Raw genomic sequence first — 20,991 nt, forward strand, 5'->3', positions numbered from 1 at the left:
GTAATTTTAAAAATTATATCTATAAATTTTCAATTTTCAATTTAAAATGTACCTTTGCAAAAAATTTTTGGAACCTAAAATTAGATAAAGATTTAATAATGATATTTTCAAATAAACCAGTTCAGTACTTATTAGTTACTTTATTAGCTTTTACTTCGTCGATAAATTTCGCCTCTACTCCTGTTGATAGTGTTTCTATTAAACACGAAAACGTTGTTGAGACAGTTGAAGGAAGCGGTCACGGAGAAAGTGTTGGTCACAAAATAGAAAAAGAATTCAATGCAAGTGAGTTGATCAATTCACACATTGGAGATTCTCATGATTTTCATATTGCTGACTGGAATGGTCACCCAATTTCGCTTAATCTACCAGTTATTTTATGGACTAAAAATGGATTAGAGATTTTTTCATCAGAAAAATTTCACCACGATAATTCAGGAGAACATGTTGTAGATATCAATGGTCAAAAAGTTGTTCGTTATAAAGAAGTAATTTTTTATGCTGACAAATTTGAGCAAATGGCAAAAGAAGATAGAGATAATGGAGCTTTTGCTTTTGACGCAAGACCTTTAGATTTTTCTATAACAAAGAATGTTTTTTCTATGTTGTTATCAGCAATAGTTTTGTTCTTCATGTTTTTTGCTGTAGCAAGATCATACAAGAAAAATCCAAAAGCACCAAAAGGATTAGCTGGATTTTTAGAGCCACTAGTTACTTATGTTAGAGATGAGATTGCTATCCCAAATATTGGAGCAAAAAAAGCTGGTAAATATATGCCATACCTTTTAACTATCTTTTTCTTTATCTGGATAAATAACCTTATCGGATTAATTCCTTTCTTTCCATTTAGTTCTAACTTAACAGGTAATATCTATTTTACATTTGTAATGGCATTTATTACTTTTATCGTTACAACTTTAAGTGCAAACAAAAATTATTGGGGACACATTTTTAACACACCAGGAGTTCCTGTGTGGTTAGCTCCAATTATGATTCCTGTAGAGATTATAGGAATGCTTACTAAACCATTCGCATTGATGATTCGTTTGTTCGCAAACATTACTGCAGGTCACATTATTATTTTAAGTTTAGTTTCTTTGATCTTCATTTTCAAAAGTATTGCTATCGGACCAGTTGCTGGAGCATTCGTATTGTTCATGAGTGTATTAGAGATGTTGGTTGCTGCTTTGCAAGCGTATGTATTTACTTTGCTTTCAGCATTATTTATTGGTCAGGCTGTTGAAGAGCACGATCATCATTAATCAGAGTTTTATTAATTATTAACTATATAAATTTATTATTATGGTATTAGCTGGAATCGGAGCTGGATTAGCTGTAATTGGTGCAGGTCTTGGTATTGGAAAAATTGGTGGTTCTGCAATGGACGCTATCGCTCGTCAACCAGAAGCTGCTGGAAAAATCCAGACTGCTATGATTATTGCTGCTGCACTTATTGAAGGTGTTGCACTTTTCGCAGTAGTTGTTGCGTTAATCACAAACGCATAATTAAAATCTAAAACTTCCTGTAGCGGTTGGCTTCAGGAAGTTTTTTTAAAAAAAGACAAACAAATTTTAAATATATAATGTTATGCAATTAACTTCACCAGAAAGTTTAATTTTTTGGACAACAACTATCTTTATTGTTTTCTTCATTCTTTTGGCAAAATTTGCTTGGAAACCTATTTTGGGTGCAGTAAAAAGCCGTGAAGAATCTATTAATGAAGCATTAGCAGCTGCAGAAGCAGCTCGTAGAGAAATGCAGAATTTAACTGCTGATAACGAGCGTATCTTAAAAGAAGCTCGTGCTGAACGTGATGCGATGCTAAAAGAAGCTCGCGAAATGAAAGAGCAAATTATAGCTGAATCTAAAAATGAAGCACAAGAGCAAGGTCAAAAATTAATTGCCCAAGCTAAAGCAGCTATTGAAAATGAAAAGAATGCAGCTATGGCTGAATTGAAATCACAAGTTTCAACTTTATCATTAAGCATTGCTGAAAAACTATTGAAAGATGAATTATCTAGCAAAGAATCTCAAACTAAATTAGTTGAGAAAATGTTAGATGACGTAAAGTTAAACTAATATTATGGCAAGTACAAGAGCAGCAATTCGTTATGCAAAAGCAATTCTGGACTTAGCAAACTCTAAAGGTGTTGCCGAAGTTGTTAATAACGACATGAAATCAATTGCTTCGACAATTGACACAAATGCAGAATTGAGTACCTTTATTCAAAGCCCAACTATTAAAGTTGAAGTTAAAGAAAGTGCTCTTTTAGAAGTTTTTACAACTGTAAATGGTGTAACCAAAGGGTTATTTCATTTATTGTTTGAAAACAAAAGATTCGAAATTCTAGAAGCAATTGCACTAGAATACGTTAAATTATTTGATGAAAATAATGGTGTTGAAGTAGCTACAGTTACAACAGCCATTCCTATGGATGCTGCTTTAGAAGCTAAAGTTTTAGCTAAAATTGCAACATTATCAGATAAGAAAATTACAATTGAAAATAACGTAGATGCTTCAATTATTGGAGGATTTATTTTAAGAATAGGTGATAAGCAATATAATGCATCTGTTGCAAACAGATTACAAGTATTAAAAAGAGAGTTAAGTAATTAGTTTTATTACACATAAAAGTGTCTAAATAATAAATTTAAGATGGCGGAAATCAAACCTGCTGAAATTTCAGCAATATTAAGAAAGCAAGTAGAAGGTTTTGAATCTGGTGCTACGCTAGAAGAAGTAGGAACAGTACTTCAAGTTGGAGATGGTATTGCTCGTATTTACGGGTTATCAAATGTACAATACGGTGAGTTAGTTGAATTTGAAAACGGACTTGAAGCTATTGTATTGAACCTTGAAGAAGATAATGTTGGTGTGGTACTTTTAGGACCATCAACAGGAATCAAAGAAGGATCAACTGCAAAAAGAACACAACGTATTGCTTCTCTTAAAGTAGGTGAGCAAATGGTAGGACGTGTAGTGAACACTCTTGGTTTTCCAATTGATGGAAAAGGACCAATTGGAGGAACTTTATACGAAATGCCTTTAGAAAGAAAAGCACCAGGAGTTATCTTCCGTCAACCAGTAACTGAACCATTACAAACAGGTATTAAAGCTGTTGATGCTATGATCCCAGTTGGACGTGGACAACGTGAGCTTGTAATTGGTGACCGTCAAACAGGGAAATCTACTGTTTGTTTGGATACTATCTTAAACCAAAAAGAATTTTACGATGCAGGAAAACCTGTATTCTGTATATATGTTGCAATTGGGCAAAAAGCTTCAACTGTAGCAGGAATTGCTAAAATGTTAGAAGAAAAAGGAGCAATGGCTTATACAGTTATTGTTGCAGCAAATGCTTCTGATCCAGCTCCAATGCAAGTTTACGCTCCTTTCGCAGGTGCTGCAATTGGGGAATATTTTAGAGATTCAGGTCGTCCAGCACTTATTGTTTATGATGATTTATCTAAACAAGCTGTTGCTTACCGTGAGGTTTCTCTTTTATTAAGAAGACCACCGGGACGTGAGGCATACCCTGGAGACGTTTTCTACTTACACAGTAGATTATTAGAGCGTGCTTGTAAAGTAATTGCAGATAATGGAATTGCTAAAAACATGAACGATTTACCAGATTCTATTAAGTCAATCGTAAAAGGTGGTGGTTCATTAACTGCTTTACCAATTATCGAAACTCAAGCTGGTGACGTTTCTGCATATATCCCAACAAACGTAATCTCGATTACTGATGGTCAAATTTTCCTTGATGGAGATTTGTTCAACTCAGGAGTACGTCCTGCTATTAACGTAGGTATCTCAGTATCTCGTGTTGGAGGTAATGCACAAATTAAATCAATGAAAAAAGTATCAGGTACTTTAAAATTAGATCAAGCACAATTCCGTGAATTGGAAGCTTTTGCTAAATTTGGTTCTGATCTTGATTCTGTTACTTTAAACGTAATTGAAAAAGGTAAAAGAAACGTTGAAATCTTGAAACAAGGTTTAAATGATCCTTATACTGTAGAAAATCAAGTAGCTATTATTTATGCAGGTTCTAAAAACTTATTAAAAAGTGTTCCTGTAAATAAAGTAAAAGAATTTGAAGCAGATTTCTTAGCATACCTTAACACTAAGCATAAAGATACTCTTAATGCTTTAAAAGCTGGTAAGTTAGATGACAACATTACAGATGTTATCGAAAAAGTAGCAAAAGAAATTTCAGCAAAATATAACTAAAAAAGTATTGAGTGTTGAGTATTAAGTATTAAGGTTTTACCTGTACTTAATACTTGATGCTTAAATCTTAATACTTAAAAAAAAGAATGGCAAATTTAAAGGAAATCCGTAATAGAATTACTTCCGTTTCGTCTACGATGCAGATTACATCGGCGATGAAAATGGTTTCTGCAGCAAAGCTTAAGAAAGCACAAGATGCAATCACAGCGATGCGTCCTTATGCCGAGAAATTAACGGAATTATTACAAAACCTTTCAGCAACACTAGATGGTGACGTTGGAGGAGATTTTACTACACAACGTGAGGTAAAAAAAGTATTACTTGTAGCTATAACTTCAAATAGAGGTTTATGTGGTGCATTTAATACCAATGTAATAAAGGAAGCAAAAGCACGTTCTGAATTTTATGCAGGTAAACAAGTTGATATTTTTCCTATAGGTAAAAAAGGAAATGATGTTTTATCTAAAACTTATAAAGTTCACGGTCATCATAATGCAATTTTTGATCATTTAACTTTTGATAATGTTGCGGCTATTGCTGATAATTTAACTGAAAAATTCTTGTCTGGAGAGTATGATAGAATTGAATTGATTTACAATCAATTTAAAAATGCTGCTACTCAAATCGTTCAAGTAGAACAGTTTTTACCATTAGCTCCAATAAAATCAGATGAGGCTGTTTCAACAGGAGATTATATCTTTGAGCCTTCGAAAGAAGAAATTGTATTGACATTGATTCCTAAATCATTAAAAACACAATTATACAAAGGTATCCGTGATTCATTTGCTTCAGAGCATGGTGCGCGTATGACTGCGATGCATAAAGCAACTGATAATGCAACAGACTTGAGAAATCAATTGAAATTAACTTATAATAAAGCACGTCAAGCAGCTATTACAAACGAGATCTTAGAGATCGTTGGTGGAGCAGAAGCATTGAAAGGATAAGAAAAATTATCAATTTTTCAAATCTTCAAATTGCGAAGCTTTGAGAAGAATTTAATTTTCACATATCCAATACTTAATTTATTTTAAGTTACTAGTATATAAAAAAGAGAGCCAACAATTGTTGGCTCTCTTTTTTGTTATTAGCTATAGTGTTTCAAAAATACCGTTCTTCTATAAGAGAAAGCATATCATTCAAACTGACACTAATCGTTTTTATTATTTCAATAAATATCCAATTGCATATCCTAAAAAAGAGAAAGCAGCCATAATAAAAATGGTATACCTTATTATTTTTATTATTTTATTTGGCTCCATTGGTAGGATAAATTATTTTGTTGCAAATACAAATCTACCCAATTCAAAGCCTATATAGGTTAAAATGAATGAGATCCATAGTAGCCATGCTATAAAATTATTGGTTTTTTCTCTAGCATAGACCGCCAATTTATTTACCTGTTTTTCCATTTTTTCTAGTTTATTTTGTTAGTAGTTTTAAGGGCTGTTAATAGCCAAAGTTTGAAATTGTTTTTCCAATTATATAACCAAAAAAATATAAAAATCCCCAAAGAATAATAGCCGATATTACTATCATGGAAATATTGTTAGTATTCATAAGATTGTTTTTAATTTTCATAGTTTCAGTTTATTAAGGTTATAGAATGTTAAATGTAAAATTATTTATCAGACACACAAAATATTTTGTAAATAAAATCTGTGCTAATTTAATTAAAGCTGATTAAATTGATAATTTTCATAAAGAAGGGAGACTTTTTTTTACATAAATAACGTAGGTAAATTCGGTCGCTAAGAGTAAATAATATATTATCTTCCGTGATTAATAGATTAAATACCAAACATCATTATAAAACATGAAAATATTTTACAGTATAATTCTTTTTTTTATCTTTTTATTAGGTTGTAAATCGATAAAAGAAACAAATATTTCAGAAGCAAAATTAGGTTCTAAAAAAGAACTTACCTCATTGGAGTTACAGACTTGGTATCAAAAAGATCTTAGAGAAGATTCAATACCAGGAATTTCATTGAATAAATGGTATCGTTTAAACAAAAAAAAGCCCAAAAGCAAAAATATTATTGTAGCTGTAATAGATACTCAAATCGATATAAAGCACGAAGATTTACAAGGACAGCTTTGGAGAAATGATAAAGAAATTCCAAATAATGGAATTGATGACGACGATAATGGTTATGTAGACGATATTAATGGATGGAGCTTTATAGGAACTAAAAACGGAGGTTATGTGGCATGTGCTAATTATGAATATGTGCGTATTGTAAGAGATTGGGGGCCATTGTTTGCAGGTAAAACCGAATCTCAAATAGATGCTCAAGATTTGTACAAATACAAAGAATACCATAGAGGGCTAAAGACGTTAGAAGAAAAAAACAAGTATTATAAAAACTGGCTCAAATCTTTGAATTATAATGTTGCTGTTTATCCACTGGTAAAAGAGACTTTAAAGCAATTTTTTCCTAAAGAGGATTATACATATAAACAGCTAGATAGTTTGTATGAGAAGTATAAAATAAATGATAAGAGATACAAACAAAGACGTGATGATAATGATAAAGATTTAGGAGCTTTAATATCTTATATGATGGTCAATCTAGAGGTTAATCAAGAAACTTTTGAAAAAGTACAAGATATGCAGACACAGTTGAATTCGATTGTAAATAAAAAACTAAATATAGAATACAATGAACGTCTTTTTATAGGAGATAATCCTAACGTTTTAGAAAAAGGGTATGGTAATAACAATGTGAGTAATAATAAAGAGGGGCATCAGGCTATTCAAGACCACTGTACCAAAATGGCAGGAGTTATTGGGGCGGATAGAGAAAATAATATAGGGATAAAAGGGATTGTACAAGATGTGAAAATTATGCCTCTTAATATTTCTCCACTTGGAGAAGAACACGATAAGGATATTGCCATGGCAATACGGTATGCGGTAGATAATGGGGCAAAAGTTATAAATATGTCCTTTAGTAAGGAATTTTCATTGCATAAAGAATGGGGTATAGATGCATTTAAATATGCTGAAGAACATAATGTACTATTAGTACGTAGTGCAGGTAATGGGTCACTTGATATCGACAAAAATATATATTATCCTAATGATATTAATCTTGATAACTCTAAAGAGTTTTGCTCCAATTTTATCACTGTAGGATCTGTTACCCATAAAGTAGATAGTACTTTTGTATCTGATTTTTCTAACTACGGTAAAGACAATGTAGATTTATTTGCTCCAGGAGAGGAAATATATACTACAGCTTCAGAGAATAGTTATAAATCAGATCGTGGGACTTCGATGTCGGTTCCAATGGTTTGCGGAACAGGAGCTTTAATTTGGTTGTATTATCCAAAACTCACAGCTCAGGAAGTGAAGCAAATTATTCTGGACTCTGGAACGGCTTATAATCTCGAGGTTATTGTTCCAGGAACAAAAGATAAAAAAGTTCCTTTTTCGGAATTGTCCAAATCAGGTAAAGTTCTAAACGTTTATAACGCGATGCAACTTGCGGAAAAAGTGAGTAAAAAGAAACGCTTATAAAATTTAATTTATTTCTAATATCGTTTTAATTTAAATATAATTGAAAACTATTTCAAGTAGCATTATTAGTAGTGCTAAAAAACCTTTTGATTCGAGACTCAATGAAATTCCTCTCGGATTGGTTGTTGTTTTAGATAAATAAAAAAGACCTTTTCTAACTGGTAAAATAAAAAGTGAATATAAAATATAGATAGTTAATAAGTTAGAACTATATTTTAAAGAATATTGGTTTATTAAAAATGGATACAGGGTATTGAAAATTGTTTCATGTAATAATCAATTATTGCCTGTTAATGAAATAAATAGATTACTTTGAGGTATTTGATTGATAATTTATATCGTTATTATAAAACAATAGTCCATCAACAATCTTCTCCAATTTCCCATCAATAGAGTAAGACTTCTTATTAATCGGTTTTTTTGATTAATTTTGGCTTCTATTTTTATATCATATGCAATTTATAATCAAAGAACTTACTACAACAGAAGAAATGGTTGCTCAAATTGCTACCATGCAATATTTATATCCCAATTTGAGTTTAGAGAAATATGAAGAGTACCTTTCGGAAATGGTTCCTCATAATTATACTCAAATTGCTGTTTTTGAAAATGATATCTGCATAGGTATTACTGGTTGTTGGTCATCTACAAAATTATGGTCAGGAAAATATCTAGAGATTGATAATTTTGTTGTACATCCGGATCATCGTTCAAAAGGAATTGGTAAATTATTGACAGATTATATTGAAAATAAAGCACTTGATTTGGGATGTTCAAATATTGTTTTAGATGCTTTTACGTCTAATTTTGCAGCCCATCGTTTTTATTATAATCAAGGATACGGGCCTAAAGGATTTCATTTTGTAAAAATCCTTGATGAGAACAAGTTGACTTAATATAAAAATATCATAACATTTTCTTATTGAATCAACAAAAGCGATATAAAACCAAAGAATTGGTTATTTTTGTTTTATAAATTTTATCACTACAATTATTTTGGGATTATATAAAAATCTTTTTAAACAGACAGCTATTTACGGGCTTGCAACTGTATTGCCTCGAATGCTGAGTTTTTTATTAGTACGTTTATACACTGGTATTTTGCCAACAGCCGAATACGGAGAAGTTTCTATTGTATTATCATGGATGGTTTTCTTTAATGTGGTCCTTTCTTATGGAATGGAAACTGCTTTTTTTAGGTTTTATAATTCCGAACCAGACAAAAAAAATGTAATTGCCACTTCAACAATATCTATTTTTTGGTCGTCAATTGTTTTTCTTTTTGCAGCTTTAATTTTCAGAAATACACTTGCAAGCCTTGCCGAGGTTGATGTGCAATATGTTACCTATTCGGTTTGGATTCTAGTATTAGATGCATTGGTTTTAGTGCCTTTTTCTAAACTACGAGCCAATCAACGACCAATGGTTTATGCAGCAATTAAAATCGGAAATGTAGTTGTAAATCTTGTTCTGAATATTTTCTTCTTGATTTACTTACCTACGCTTGCTGCTGAGAACCCAAACTCTATTTGGGATAATTTATATGTTGAAAATTTCCAAATTGCTTATATTTTCATCGCTAACTTGCTAGCGAGCTTAGCTACTTTTATTGTATTATCTCCAAATTATCTTTCGCTTGGACGTAAATTTGATCCTGCATTATGGAGAAAAATGATGAAGTATGGTTTGCCAATTTTGGTGGCAGGATTAGCTTTTGCAGTTAATGAACATTTTGATAAAATCTTATTAGGTTATTTATTACCTGAGAACATAGCAAAATCAGAGGTAGGTGCTTATTCAGCATGTTACAAACTTGGATTGTTTATGGTTCTATTTGCAACAGCATTTAGATTAGGGATAGAGCCTTTCTTTTTTAGTCACGCAAAAAATGAAAATGCACCACAAACGTATGCAGTAATTACAAAGTATTTTGTGATTCTGGGATCTTTGATTTTATTGGGGGTAATTGTTTTTGCTGATATTCTAAAATTACTTCTATTAGAAAACAAATCCTATTGGGAAGCTATGAAAGTAGTTCCATTGATTATTCTGGCTAACTTTTTCTTAGGTATTTACAATAATTTGTCGGTATGGTATAAACTTACAGATAAAACAAAAATCGGGGCTTATATATCGATAGTTGGAGCTATATTGACTTTAGTTCTGAACTATTTATTGATTCCTAAGTACAGTTACTACGGATCAGCAATCGCGACAATTTCTGCCTACGGAAGTATGATGCTTATCTCATATGTTTTAGGAAACAAATATTATCCAATACCTTATGATATGAAGAAAATCGGATCCTATTTAGGGATTTCGATAGTGTTCTCGATTATTTCTTTTTACGGATTTAGAGAAAATTACTTCGTTGGTATCCCTTTATTCCTTCTGTTTGTTTATTTTGTTTATTATAACGAAAAGGAAACTATAAAAGGAATACTTAGTAAGAAATAACAATTTTAAGATTTAGCTTTAAAAATATAAAAATGACGATTAATATTATCAACAAATCACAACACGCTTTACCTAACTACGAAACAATAGCTTCGGCAGGGATGGATTTACGTGCTAATTTATCAGAATCAATAACATTGAATCCTTTAGAAAGAACAATAGTTAAAACAGGACTTTTTATTGAATTACCAATTGGTTACGAAGCACAAGTGAGACCAAGAAGCGGATTGGCAGCTAAAAAAGGAGTAACAGTATTAAACTCTCCAGGAACTGTAGATGCGGATTATAGAGGTGAGATAGGAGTAATTTTAGTAAATTTATCCAATGAAGCTTTTGTAATTGAGAATGGTGAAAGAATTGCACAACTTATTATTGCGAAACATGAAAGAGCAGAATGGGTAGAAGTTAACGAACTTTCTGAAACCTCAAGAGGTGAAGGTGGTTTTGGCAGCACAGGAGTGAAGTAGTTTTCAGTTGCAGTTTTCAGTAATCAGTTTATATACTGTGGAATTGAATAACCAATGCAATTTACTTTACACTCTTAAAATTAAATGAATATAGCTCAGCGAACTTTGCGTAAAACCTTTGTGAACTTTGCGGTAAATAAAAAATAAAATATGAAAATAATCGTTCCAATGGCGGGTCGTGGATCAAGACTTAGACCACATACTTTAACTATTCCTAAACCATTAATTCCCGTTGCAGGAAAATCAATTGTGCATCGTTTGGTAGAGGATATAGCAAAAATACTTAAAGAGCCTATTGAAGAGGTTGCTTTTATATTAGGAGATGAAGCCTTTTTTGGAGAAGATGTTGTGTTAAGTTTACAAGAGTTGGCACAAAGTTTGGGTGCTAAAGCATCTATATATCGTCAAGATTTACCTTTGGGTACAGGACATGCAATTATGTGTGCTAAAGAATCTTTATCAGGGCCAGCAGTAATTGCTTATGCAGATACATTAATTAGAGCTGATTTTGAATTAGATCCAGAAGCAGACGCGGTAATTTGGGTAAAGCAAGTTGAGCAACCAGAAGCATTTGGCGTAGTTAAGTTAAATGCTAATAATGAAATTGTTGAGTTAGTTGAAAAACCAAAAGAGTTTGTTAGTGACTTAGCAGTTATTGGAATATACTATTTTAAAGAAATAGAAATTCTTAAAAATGAGCTACAAACAGTTTTGGATAATAACATTAAAAATGGGGGAGAGTACCAAATTAATGATGGTATTAAAGCGATGATGGCTAGCGGAAAAGTTTTTAAAACTGGTAGCGTAGATGAATGGATGGATTGTGGTAATAAAGATGTTACTGTTGAAACCAATTCAAGAATGTTAGGGTTTTTGCATAACGACGGAGAACATCTAGTTGATTATGATGTAAAATTAGAAAACGCAACGATTATTCCACCGTGTTATATTGGTGAAAATGTAGTGTTGAAAAATGCAACTGTAGGTCCAAATGTATCTTTAGGAAAAGGATGTCATGTAATTGATAGCTCGATTAAAAATAGTTTGGTACAAACATATACACAAATAAAAAATGCTAATTTAGATAATGCAATGATAGGAAACCATGTTAGTTATGATGGGAAGTTTACTAGTATTAGCATTGGGGATTATTCGGTTCTAGAATAAATAAGAAGTTTAAAAAGAGTTCGTTTTTACTTTAAGGATTAATAATAGAAATGAAAAAAAGAGTTTTAATAATAGTATTCATGGCTTTGCTTGGTAACCAGGCTTCGATAATGGCTCAAACTGAACCAGAAGACATTGCTATGGCTACCAATGAATTTCAGGACTCTTTTTATGAATCGTTATTACAAAAGGGTATCGAAAATTATGATAAAGCAATTACTGCTTTACAAAAATGCGAGAAACTTCAACCTAATGATGCAACAGTTTATTTTGAATTAGGTAAAAATTATTTGTCTTTAAAAGACTATAGAAATGCTCAAAGCTCGTTTGAAAAAGCAACTCAATTAAACCCCAATAACAAATGGTTTTGGTTGGGGATTTACGATGTTTGTTATCAGACGAAGAATTATCCTTTGGCAATAGAGACAATTCAGAAGATTATTCCGTTTGATGAGGAGTATAAAGATGATTTGATTTCGTTGTATATGATTACAAATCAGTTAGACAAAGCGCTTTTGTTGATTAACGAAATGAATGAAAAGTTTGGTAAATCTGATGAAAGAGAATTATATAAGGCACAGATCTTGTCACAAGGTAAATATCAGAATGCTGAAATACAAAACCTTATAAATCAGATTAATAAAAATCCGAAAGAAGAGACTAATTATATCGCTTTGATTACTTTGTACGCAAAGAATAATGATGCTGATAAAGTATTGGAAATTACGCAGCAATTAGAAAAGGCTATTCCAACATCGGAGTGGGCGCAAGTAAGTTCTTTTAAAAGTTATTTGGATCAAAATCAGCCAGAAAAAGCTATTCAGGCAATGAATGTTGTCTTATCAAATTCTAAAATAGATTCTAAAATAAAACATCGAATTTTAAATGAGTTTTTAATTTTCGTAAGTAAGAATCCTCAATTTGCATCAGATTTAGATAAAGCAATTGCTTATTTTAAAAATGATCCAGATGTCGATGTAGCAAAAGAAATTGGAAAATTTTATCATAGCAAAAAACAATTTGATCAAGCGGTTAAATATTATGAGTTGTCGGTAAACTCGGCTTCTCAAGTTGATATTGAAACTAATTTACTTTTGCTTCAATCATATACTGAAACCAAACAATATGAGCCAATGGCAAAACGTTCGGTGGTAATGATAGAAACGTTTCCAACGCAGCCGCAGTTTTATTTTTATTCAGGTCTGGCTAATAATGAATTGCAACAATTTAAAAAGGCAAAAGACGTTCTAGAAATGGGGCTTGACTATGTTGTAGATGATTTAACTTTGGAAGCAAATTTTAACATTCAGTTAGGAGAAGCTTATAATGGTTTAGGGGATATGAAGAAAAAAGAAGCGTATTTTGCGAAAGCAAATCAATTATTAAGACAAAAAAAGTAAATTCTGATGAAGAAGTATCTAATGCTATTGTTACTCGTTTTTATCGTTTCGTGTAAATCGAAATCGGGTGCAGTACAAGGAAATAACAATAAAGAAGAAGTAAATCTTATTTCTGCAAATAAAATTATTGATGGGCATTACTCTAATAAATTAGAGTTCTCAACTTTATATATTAAAGCAAGTGCAAAATATTCGGATAATAAACAAAGTCAAAATGTTACTGCTGAGATAAAAATTAAAAAAGACGAACAGATTTTGGTAAGTATTCGTTTTTTAGGAATTACTATGGCAAAGGCTTTAATTACACCAAATTCAGTGAGCTACTACGAAAAAATAGGAAGTACTTATTATGAGGGTGATTTTAGTAGTTTGAGCAAATGGTTGGGAACAGATTTAGATTTTGATAAAGTTCAAAACCTTTTATTAGGAGAAGCAATCGACGATTTAAAGAAAGGTAAATATACCGAAACATTAATTGATAGAGTGTATCGATTAGATGAGGCGAAGGAACAGGATATTAAAAAATCATTCTTCTTTGAAGCGGATAAGTTTTTGTTAGAAAAAGAACAGATTTCACAAACGTCAAAAAATATCATGATGCAAATTGCATATGGTGATAATAAAACTTTTGACCAAGGAACACTTCCTAGAGCCGTTGCTATAGAAGCGATCCAACCAAAAGGGAAAACGGAAATCAATTTAAATTACAATACAATTACTTTTAATGAAGAACTTTCTTTTCCTTATAGTGTTCCAAATGGATATAAAAAAATTATAATTAAGTAAGTTTGCAAAAATATATTTTAAAGATGCCAAAATTTCTCCTAAGCCTAATTTTAATTTGCACCACTTCATTGATGTGGGCGCAAGATTCGCAACAAGAAAAACTGGAACAACGTAAAGCTCAAATTCAACAAGAAATTAGAGACAACGAGAAAATGTTACAATCTGTAAAGAAGAAAGAAAAATCTGCAGTGAATGTTTATATAGTTCAGTCTAATAAAATTAAACTTAAAGAAAAGCTAATCAATACTACCGAAAAGCAAACGAAGCTTTTGAGTAATGATATGTATATTAATCAAACAAAAATTAACAAGCTTAAGAAAGAGTTAGAGGTGTTAAAAGCTGATTATGCCAAGATGATTCTTAAGTCATATAAAAGCCGTTCAGAACAAAGTAGAGCGATGTTTTTGTTGTCTTCAGAGAATTTTCTGCAAGCCTACAAGCGTGCACAGTATATGAAGCAATATACAAATTTCAGAAAAAATCAAGGGGAAGAAATTAAGTCAAAATCACTTCAATTAGCAGATTATAATGCGAAATTAGATGGACAGAGACAGGTTAAGAAAAAGTTTATTGCTGAAAACGAAAAAGAAAGAATAACTTTAGAACAAGAAAAGAAAGAACAGCAAAAGCTAGTTAACTCGATTAAAAAGGATAAAAATAAAATTATTGCTGATACGAAAAGCAAACAACAGGAATCGAAGAGAATTGACAGACAAATTGATCGTTTAATTCGTGAAGCTATTGCTGCTGCTAACCGTAAAGCTGCCGCCGAAAAAGAAAAAGCAACAGGAACAAAATCTGTTGCAGCAGTATCGGATACAAAAATTGCATTAACCGCTGAAGCAAAAATACTTGCTGCCGATTTTAAAGCCAATCGTGGAAAATTGCCTTGGCCTGTAGAAAAAGGATTTGTATCATTGGGTTATGGTGATCAACCACACCCGATTTATAATACATTGGTAATTCATAATAGTGGGGTTGAAATCACAACTGAGGCAGGTTCAAATGCAAGAGCAGTATTTGAAGGAGTTGTATCTAGTGTTATGGTGTTGTCACCAATAAATAAAGCTGTAATGATTCAACATGGAGATTACTTTACAGTATATCAAAACTTAAGTTCTGTGTCTGTGAGTAAGGGAGATAAAGTAAGTATCAAACAAAGTATAGGTAAGATTAGAACTAGTGGTGAAACAGGAAAAACGACTATTAAGTTTTTAATACTTCAAAACACAACTTATAACAATCCACAGAGTTGGTTGTATAATATGTAATAGAAAACGGGACTTATGTCCCGTTTTTTTATGGCTCTATTTGATTAATCATATTGTTCTAAAAAGTATCTCACAACATCAGTTGTTGTTACAATACCTTTGAGTTCTTCATTATCGACTACAGGTAAAGCGTGAAATTCTTCTTTTACAAAAATTTCAGCTAAATTTCTTATAATCGTATCAGATGATACAGTCATCGGCTTTGATGTCATTACTTGAGGAATTGTGAGCATATCAAGGATTGCTTCATCTGCTCCTTCTTGTCCTTCAAAGAGAGCTCCAAAAGTTAATCGGTTTATATCTGTGCGACTTATGATACCAACGACTTCTTTACCCTTAACGATAGGAATATGTCTAATGGTGTTTTTTCTAAGTTTTTCGACTACCTCTCTCAAGCTGTCGTTTTCATTTGCAGTTACTACAGTTTTTGTCATTATATGACTTATTGGTTCTCTCTTTTTCATAATAAATATTTTTTGTTATATCTTTATTAAAGTTGTAAAATATTTCTGATAAAAAATATGATTTTTATCACTTTTATGAAAAGAAGTAATGGGCGAATAATTATCTCAATTTTGGGTTTTTATTAAAAAAGAGTACCGAAATTTGTGCTAAAGGGAATAAGAATATAAAAATGATCTTATTGTTCATTTGAAAATGTATCGATTGAAATTTAAAATAGTATTTTTGCACTATGGAAACAAATAGACAGAAAAAAATAGGCGGTGTCATCCAAAAGGATTTGGTTGATATTTTGCAAGGTGAAGTGAGAAAAAATGGGATTAATAATTTAATAATTTCAGTATCCAAAGTTAGCGTAACTACAGATTTATCAGTGGCAACAGTATATTTAAGTATTTTTCCTCAAGAGAAAGCTAAAGAAACATTGGAAGCAATTAAGTCAAATTCGACTTTAATTAAACATGATTTATCGCAACGTGTACGTTTGCAATTACGTAAAGTACCAAACTTAGTATTTTTCATAGATGACTCATTAGATTATATTGAGAAAATTGACAATGCTTTGGCAAACAGAGATAATCCAATAGAAAACCGTGATCTTTTAGAAAAAAGAAGAAAATCATAGCTTGAACTTCCCCCTTTACATAGCCAAACGGTATATTTTTAGCAAGAGTAAGAACAATGCTATCAATATCATAAATCGTATTGCCAGCCTTGGAATAATTGTTGGTACTATGGCTTTGTTTGTGGTTTTGTCCGTTTTTAGCGGATTAAAAGTATTCAGTCTTTCTTTTACAAATGAGATAGATCCCGATTTAAAAATTGAAGGTACCTATGGAAAATCTTTTTTGGTTACTCCAAATCAGGATACTCAAATTAAGAAAATCGATGGGATTGCTTCGTATACTAAAATAATCGAAGAACGAGTTTTGTTTATTTTTAATGGTAAACAACAAGTTACCTACTTAAAGGGAGTTGATAGTAATTATCCTGTTGTAAATGATATTAGAAAAAAACTCTTTAATGGGCAATGGTTAAAACCAGATACCTATCAGGTTGTTGTGGGGTATGGAATTTCTAAAAATTTCTCAATGGGAATATTGGATTTCGAGAATCCATTGCAGGTGTTTGCCCCTAAACCAGGAAAAGGAACTATCGAAAATCCAGAAGAAGCATTTAGTAAAACTGATGTATTGCCTGTAGGTATATATTCGATAAGTGAGGATTTGGACTCTAAATATGTTTTTGCAGATTTAGGTTTGGTTCAAGAACTCTTAGAGTATAAACCCAATCAAATTTCTGGAATTGAATTTAAGTTAAAGCCGAATGCAAGTGAATCAAAAATTGATTCTCAATTGCAAGCTATTTTCAATAATAAAGTCACTACCAAAAACAGGGCACAACTTAATGCGTCTTTGTATAAAATGCTTAATACCGAAAATATTGCAGTCTATTTAATATTTACGTTGGTCATTATTGTCGCTCTTTTTAACTTGATTGGAGCATTAATTATGATGATTTTAGATAAAAAAAGTAATTTGAAAACACTTTTTAATCTTGGAACTGAAATTAAAGATTTGCGAAAAATATTTTTGTTACAAGGAACATTATTAAGTTTCTTTGGAGGTTTAATAGGTCTTGTTCTAGGAATTATCCTAGTTATGTTACAACAACAGTATGAGCTTATAATGATTACTTCTACGCTAGCTTTTCCTGTTGTTTTCACTCTTGAAAACGTATGTATTGTTTTGGGAACTATTTTTTCACTTGGATTTATAGCCTCATTAATAGCAAGTACACGTGTTAGTGTAAAATTGCTAGATTAGATTTTTTTAAATTAAAAAAAATAATACTTATATTTATCGTCTCAAAAATTAAACTTTATGATAGTTTCTGCCTAGTCCTATTTTTATTTTAGAATAATTAGGATGCCTTCAAATTTTTTAAGTCCAACCAATAAATGGTTCTGGACAATTTTATCATTTATCCTAAATTATCATGACAGAAACAACAATACAGAAAAGTTTATTTTCTCGAATTTTCTCAACAATAAAACAAGCAATCAAAGGAGATGAATCTTTTGATTATACTTCAGGTAGTATTAAGAAAGCTGTAATCCTACTTGCTATTCCAATGGTATTGGAAATGTTAATGGAATCGGTTTTTGCATTAGTCGATTTATATTTTGTAGGTCATCTAGAGCATAGCAGTTTTGCTATTCAGGCAGTTGGACTTACAGAGTCGGTTATTACCATTGTTTACTCTATTGCAATCGGAATTAGTATGGCAGCAACAGCAGTTGTTGCTCGACGTATAGGCGAAAAAGATCCAGTGGCAGCCGCAAAAGCAGGAATGCAAGCCATTATTATTGCCTTTGCAATTAATAGTGTGATTAGTATTTTGGGTTTTATTTACGCCAAAGAGATTTTACTACTTATGGGAGCTTCGGTAGAAGCTGCTGAATATGGCTATAGATTCACACAGATTATGATAGGTGGAAGTTTATGTGTGATGCTTTTGTTTCTTATCAATGGGATCTTCCGTGGCGCAGGAAATGCAGCTATAGCAATGAAAAGTCTCTGGATAGCCAATATTTGTAATATTATTTTATGCCCTATCTTAATTAATGGATTTGGATCAATTCCTGCTTTTGGATTAATTGGAGCGGCAATAGCAACGACTTTAGGGAGAAGTATTGGGGTATTATACCAATTGTATCACTTATTTAATGGAAAAGGCGTTTTAAAAATTATTCCGTCTTACTTTATTCCTGATTTTAAGCAAATTAGTGCTTTGGTGAAAATAGCTGCTCCAGGAGTATTACAATTTGTTATTGCATCTTGTAGTTGGATTTTTCTTGCGCAATTAGTTGCTACAACTGGTAGAGATAATGGGTCTGCAGGATATCAAACAGCATTGCGTATTATGATGTTTTTTATCCTTCCTGCTTGGGGATTGAGTAATGCTGCAGCGACTTTGGTTGGACAGAATTTGGGTGCCAAACAAATTGAGCGTGCTGAAAAATCAGTTTTCACAACAGCAAAATACAATGTCATTTTTATGGCAACGATAATGCTTATTACATTCTTTTTTGCAAAATATATAGTTTCATTTTTTACGAATGAGGTTCTTATACAAAATATTGCTGTTGAAGCTTTGCAGATTATGAGTTCTGGATATATTTTCTACGGAATCGGAATGGTATTAATTAATACTTTTAATGGTGCTGGAGATACTTGGACCCCTACATTGGTTAACTTTTTTGGATTCTGGTTATTACAGATTCCATTAGCATATATATTAGCAAAGCATTTCAAGATGGGACCAACGGGCGTTTTTATAGCAATTCCAGTTGCTGAAACGGCTATAACTTTGGCAAGTATAGTTCTTTACAAAAAAGGAAAATGGAAACGCATTCAGGTATAAAATTAAATTTGTACAATATTTCTTAAATGTTTGCCGTTGGAATAGACTAAACAAACCAAAATTTAATTAGTATGAAAACCAACATCAAAATTTCAGGAATTCTTAGCGCAGCTCTATTATTATTTTGTCTTTTTGCATTTAAACCACTAGAAGAAAAAAAAGTGGTCGTAATTGATGCAGGTCATGGTGGTGACGATCTTGGTGCAGCGATGTACGGTTTTCAAGAAAAGACTATTTCTGAAGCTATTGCCAAAAAAATTAAAGCATTTAATAAAGATAGTAATCTTGATATTGTTTTAATTCGTGATAGTGATAGTAGTATGGACTTGCATAAAAGAGTCTCATTAATAAACAGCTTAAAACCAGATTTAGTAATTTCATTACATGTCAATGCTTCAAAAGAAGCCCAGGCAAACGGAGTTGATGCCTATATTTCATCAAAAAATGAGTTTTATGAAAAATCAAAAGAAAGTGCAGAAAGAATTGTTAATGGAATTTCTGGAGATAATCTTTTAAGAAGGAGAGTAAACGAAGCCCCTTTTTATATCTTGAAAAATTCTAATTGTGCAGCAATAACATTGCTAATGGGGTTTTTGTCAAACAATAAAGACAGAGAATATCTTACTAGTGAAGCGGGACAAAATGAAATTGCAGCCAATATCTTAGAGGCAATAAAATAAACGATAATTATACAGCATAAAAAAGACCTTCAATCGAAGGTCTTTTTTTTATTTTTTAAACAAACTCATAACCAGCATATACTTCCTGGATTTCGTTCATTACATTAAACAATCCTTGAGGATCATCAATTGTAACTAGTTTTTGTTTGTATTCTTTAAAGGAATGGATTCCTTTAAAGTAATTAGTATAATGACGACGCATTTCAACAATTCCTAAGCGTTCTCCTTTCCATTCCATCGACCACGTAAGATGGTTTCTAGCAGCTTCTACACGATCGCTAACTGTTGGAGCAGGTAAATGCTCACCAGTTTCAAAAAAGTGCTTTATTTCGTTAAAAATCCATGGATAACCTATTGCAGCTCGACCAATCATAATCCCATCGATGCCATATTCATTTTTAAACTTCAATGCTTTTTCAGGACTATCTATATCTCCATTTCCAAAAATAGGCATTGTAATTCTTGGGTTGTTTTTTACACGAGCAATATGCGACCAGTCTGAATGACCTTTGTACATCTGAGCACGGGTTCTTGCATGAATAGTTAGCGCTTGAACTCCAATATCTTGTAAGCGTTCGGCAACTTCATCTATGTTAATAGAGTTATCATCCCAACCTAAACGGGTTTTTACAGTAACAGGCAAAGTAGTACTATCGATTACAGCTTTGGTTAAACGTACCATTAAGTCAACATCTTTTAATACTCCTGCACCAGCACCTTTACAAACTACTTTTTTTACAGGACAGCCAAAATTTATATCTATTAAATCAGGATTTACAGTTGAAACGATTTTTGATGACATTGCCATTGCTTCTTCGTCTCCACCAAAAATCTGAATTCCGACAGGACGTTCGTAATCAAAAATATCCAATTTCATTCGGCTTTTAATTGCATCACGAATTAATCCTTCCGAAGAGATAAATTCCGAATACATTAAATCGGCTCCATGGGTTTTGCACAATCTACGGAACGGTGGATCACTCACATCTTCCATGGGAGCAAGTAGTAAAGGAAATTCAGGTAATTCTATGTTGCCAATCTTGACCATCTTCAATATTTTTTGCAAAATTACAACATTTAGTTCAATTTGCACTAAATTGAAGTTCAAAGGTTC

At 31.9% G+C, this 20,991-nt stretch carries 20 protein-coding genes; 18 read left to right on the forward strand and 2 right to left on the reverse strand.

What is annotated here, in order from left to right; translation table 11 throughout:
* Positions 1-98 precede the first annotated feature (98 nt).
* The 14 genes from atpB (at position 99) to LNQ49_RS12610 (ending at position 15,309) form a co-directional block, all read left to right on the forward strand.
* A complete protein-coding gene (atpB, locus tag LNQ49_RS12545) occupies positions 99-1,262 on the forward strand; it encodes a F0F1 ATP synthase subunit A (protein ID WP_229989230.1) in 1,164 nt (387 codons plus the stop codon).
* Positions 1,263-1,302: 40 nt separating this feature from the next.
* The gene (gene atpE, locus LNQ49_RS12550; protein WP_039113322.1) at positions 1,303-1,506 is read left to right on the forward strand and encodes an ATP synthase F0 subunit C; all 204 of its coding nucleotides are present in this window, start codon (positions 1,303-1,305) and stop codon (positions 1,504-1,506) included.
* Positions 1,507-1,588: 82 nt separating this feature from the next.
* Positions 1,589-2,080, forward strand: a complete 492-nt coding sequence (locus LNQ49_RS12555) for a F0F1 ATP synthase subunit B (RefSeq protein ID WP_229989232.1) — start codon at positions 1,589-1,591, stop codon at positions 2,078-2,080.
* A gap of 4 nt (positions 2,081-2,084) precedes the next feature.
* Complete coding sequence (gene atpH, locus LNQ49_RS12560) at positions 2,085-2,618, forward strand: ATP synthase F1 subunit delta (protein WP_229989234.1); 534 nt, start codon at positions 2,085-2,087, stop codon at positions 2,616-2,618.
* A gap of 39 nt (positions 2,619-2,657) precedes the next feature.
* Positions 2,658-4,235, forward strand: coding sequence for a F0F1 ATP synthase subunit alpha (gene atpA / locus LNQ49_RS12565; RefSeq protein ID WP_229989235.1), 1,578 nt, complete (start codon positions 2,658-2,660; stop codon positions 4,233-4,235).
* 86 nt (positions 4,236-4,321) lie between these two features.
* Positions 4,322-5,182, forward strand: a complete 861-nt coding sequence (gene atpG / locus LNQ49_RS12570) for an ATP synthase F1 subunit gamma (RefSeq protein WP_229989237.1) — start codon at positions 4,322-4,324, stop codon at positions 5,180-5,182.
* An 869-nt stretch (positions 5,183-6,051) separates the two neighbouring features.
* Positions 6,052-7,761, forward strand: coding sequence for a S8 family serine peptidase (locus LNQ49_RS12575; RefSeq protein ID WP_229989238.1), 1,710 nt, complete (start codon positions 6,052-6,054; stop codon positions 7,759-7,761).
* Positions 7,762-8,213: 452 nt separating this feature from the next.
* Positions 8,214-8,657 carry a GNAT family N-acetyltransferase gene (locus LNQ49_RS12580; RefSeq protein WP_229989239.1) on the forward strand — a complete coding sequence of 148 codons (444 nt, stop codon included), beginning with the start codon at positions 8,214-8,216 and terminating at the stop codon, positions 8,655-8,657.
* Positions 8,658-8,757: 100 nt separating this feature from the next.
* A complete protein-coding gene (locus LNQ49_RS12585) occupies positions 8,758-10,218 on the forward strand; it encodes a lipopolysaccharide biosynthesis protein (protein ID WP_229989240.1) in 1,461 nt (486 codons plus the stop codon).
* A 32-nt stretch (positions 10,219-10,250) separates the two neighbouring features.
* A complete protein-coding gene (dut, locus tag LNQ49_RS12590) occupies positions 10,251-10,685 on the forward strand; it encodes a dUTP diphosphatase (protein ID WP_129540394.1) in 435 nt (144 codons plus the stop codon).
* A 150-nt stretch (positions 10,686-10,835) separates the two neighbouring features.
* Positions 10,836-11,852: a sugar phosphate nucleotidyltransferase gene (locus LNQ49_RS12595; RefSeq protein ID WP_229989241.1), complete on the forward strand. Its 1,017-nt coding sequence runs from the start codon at positions 10,836-10,838 to the stop codon at positions 11,850-11,852.
* Between the two features lie 50 nt (positions 11,853-11,902).
* Positions 11,903-13,252 carry a tetratricopeptide repeat protein gene (locus tag LNQ49_RS12600; protein WP_229989242.1) on the forward strand — a complete coding sequence of 450 codons (1,350 nt, stop codon included), beginning with the start codon at positions 11,903-11,905 and terminating at the stop codon, positions 13,250-13,252.
* 6 nt (positions 13,253-13,258) lie between these two features.
* Entirely contained in the window at positions 13,259-14,038 is a 780-nt protein-coding gene (gene lolB1 / locus LNQ49_RS12605) for a lipoprotein insertase outer membrane protein LolB1 (protein WP_229989243.1), read from the forward strand.
* Between the two features lie 23 nt (positions 14,039-14,061).
* Positions 14,062-15,309 (forward strand): murein hydrolase activator EnvC family protein, encoded by a 1,248-nt coding sequence (locus LNQ49_RS12610; protein ID WP_229989245.1) that lies wholly within the window; start codon positions 14,062-14,064, stop codon positions 15,307-15,309.
* Between the two features lie 44 nt (positions 15,310-15,353).
* Here LNQ49_RS12610 and LNQ49_RS12615 read toward each other — a convergent pair whose 3' ends face one another.
* Positions 15,354-15,773 (reverse strand): CBS domain-containing protein, encoded by a 420-nt coding sequence (locus LNQ49_RS12615; protein WP_229989247.1) that lies wholly within the window; start codon positions 15,771-15,773, stop codon positions 15,354-15,356.
* 230 nt (positions 15,774-16,003) lie between these two features.
* On the opposite strand from LNQ49_RS12615, the gene rbfA reads away from it, so the two are divergent.
* The 4 genes from rbfA (at position 16,004) to LNQ49_RS12635 (ending at position 19,877) form a co-directional block, all read left to right on the forward strand.
* A complete protein-coding gene (rbfA, locus tag LNQ49_RS12620; RefSeq protein ID WP_129540401.1) occupies positions 16,004-16,396 on the forward strand; it encodes a 30S ribosome-binding factor RbfA in 393 nt (130 codons plus the stop codon).
* 1 nt (position 16,397) lies between these two features.
* On the forward strand, positions 16,398-17,597 hold the full coding sequence (locus tag LNQ49_RS12625; protein WP_229989249.1) for an ABC transporter permease: 1,200 nt from the start codon (positions 16,398-16,400) through the stop codon (positions 17,595-17,597).
* 172 nt (positions 17,598-17,769) lie between these two features.
* On the forward strand, positions 17,770-19,197 hold the full coding sequence (locus LNQ49_RS12630; RefSeq protein ID WP_229989251.1) for an MATE family efflux transporter: 1,428 nt from the start codon (positions 17,770-17,772) through the stop codon (positions 19,195-19,197).
* A 71-nt stretch (positions 19,198-19,268) separates the two neighbouring features.
* Complete coding sequence (locus LNQ49_RS12635) at positions 19,269-19,877, forward strand: N-acetylmuramoyl-L-alanine amidase family protein (protein ID WP_229989252.1); 609 nt, start codon at positions 19,269-19,271, stop codon at positions 19,875-19,877.
* A 55-nt stretch (positions 19,878-19,932) separates the two neighbouring features.
* Here LNQ49_RS12635 and dusB read toward each other — a convergent pair whose 3' ends face one another.
* Positions 19,933-20,925: a tRNA dihydrouridine synthase DusB gene (gene dusB, locus LNQ49_RS12640; protein WP_229989253.1), complete on the reverse strand. Its 993-nt coding sequence runs from the start codon at positions 20,923-20,925 to the stop codon at positions 19,933-19,935.
* Positions 20,926-20,991 lie beyond the last annotated feature (66 nt).

The organism is Flavobacterium pisciphilum (assembly GCF_020905345.1).
Taxonomy (GTDB): Bacteria; Bacteroidota; Bacteroidia; order Flavobacteriales; family Flavobacteriaceae; genus Flavobacterium; species Flavobacterium pisciphilum.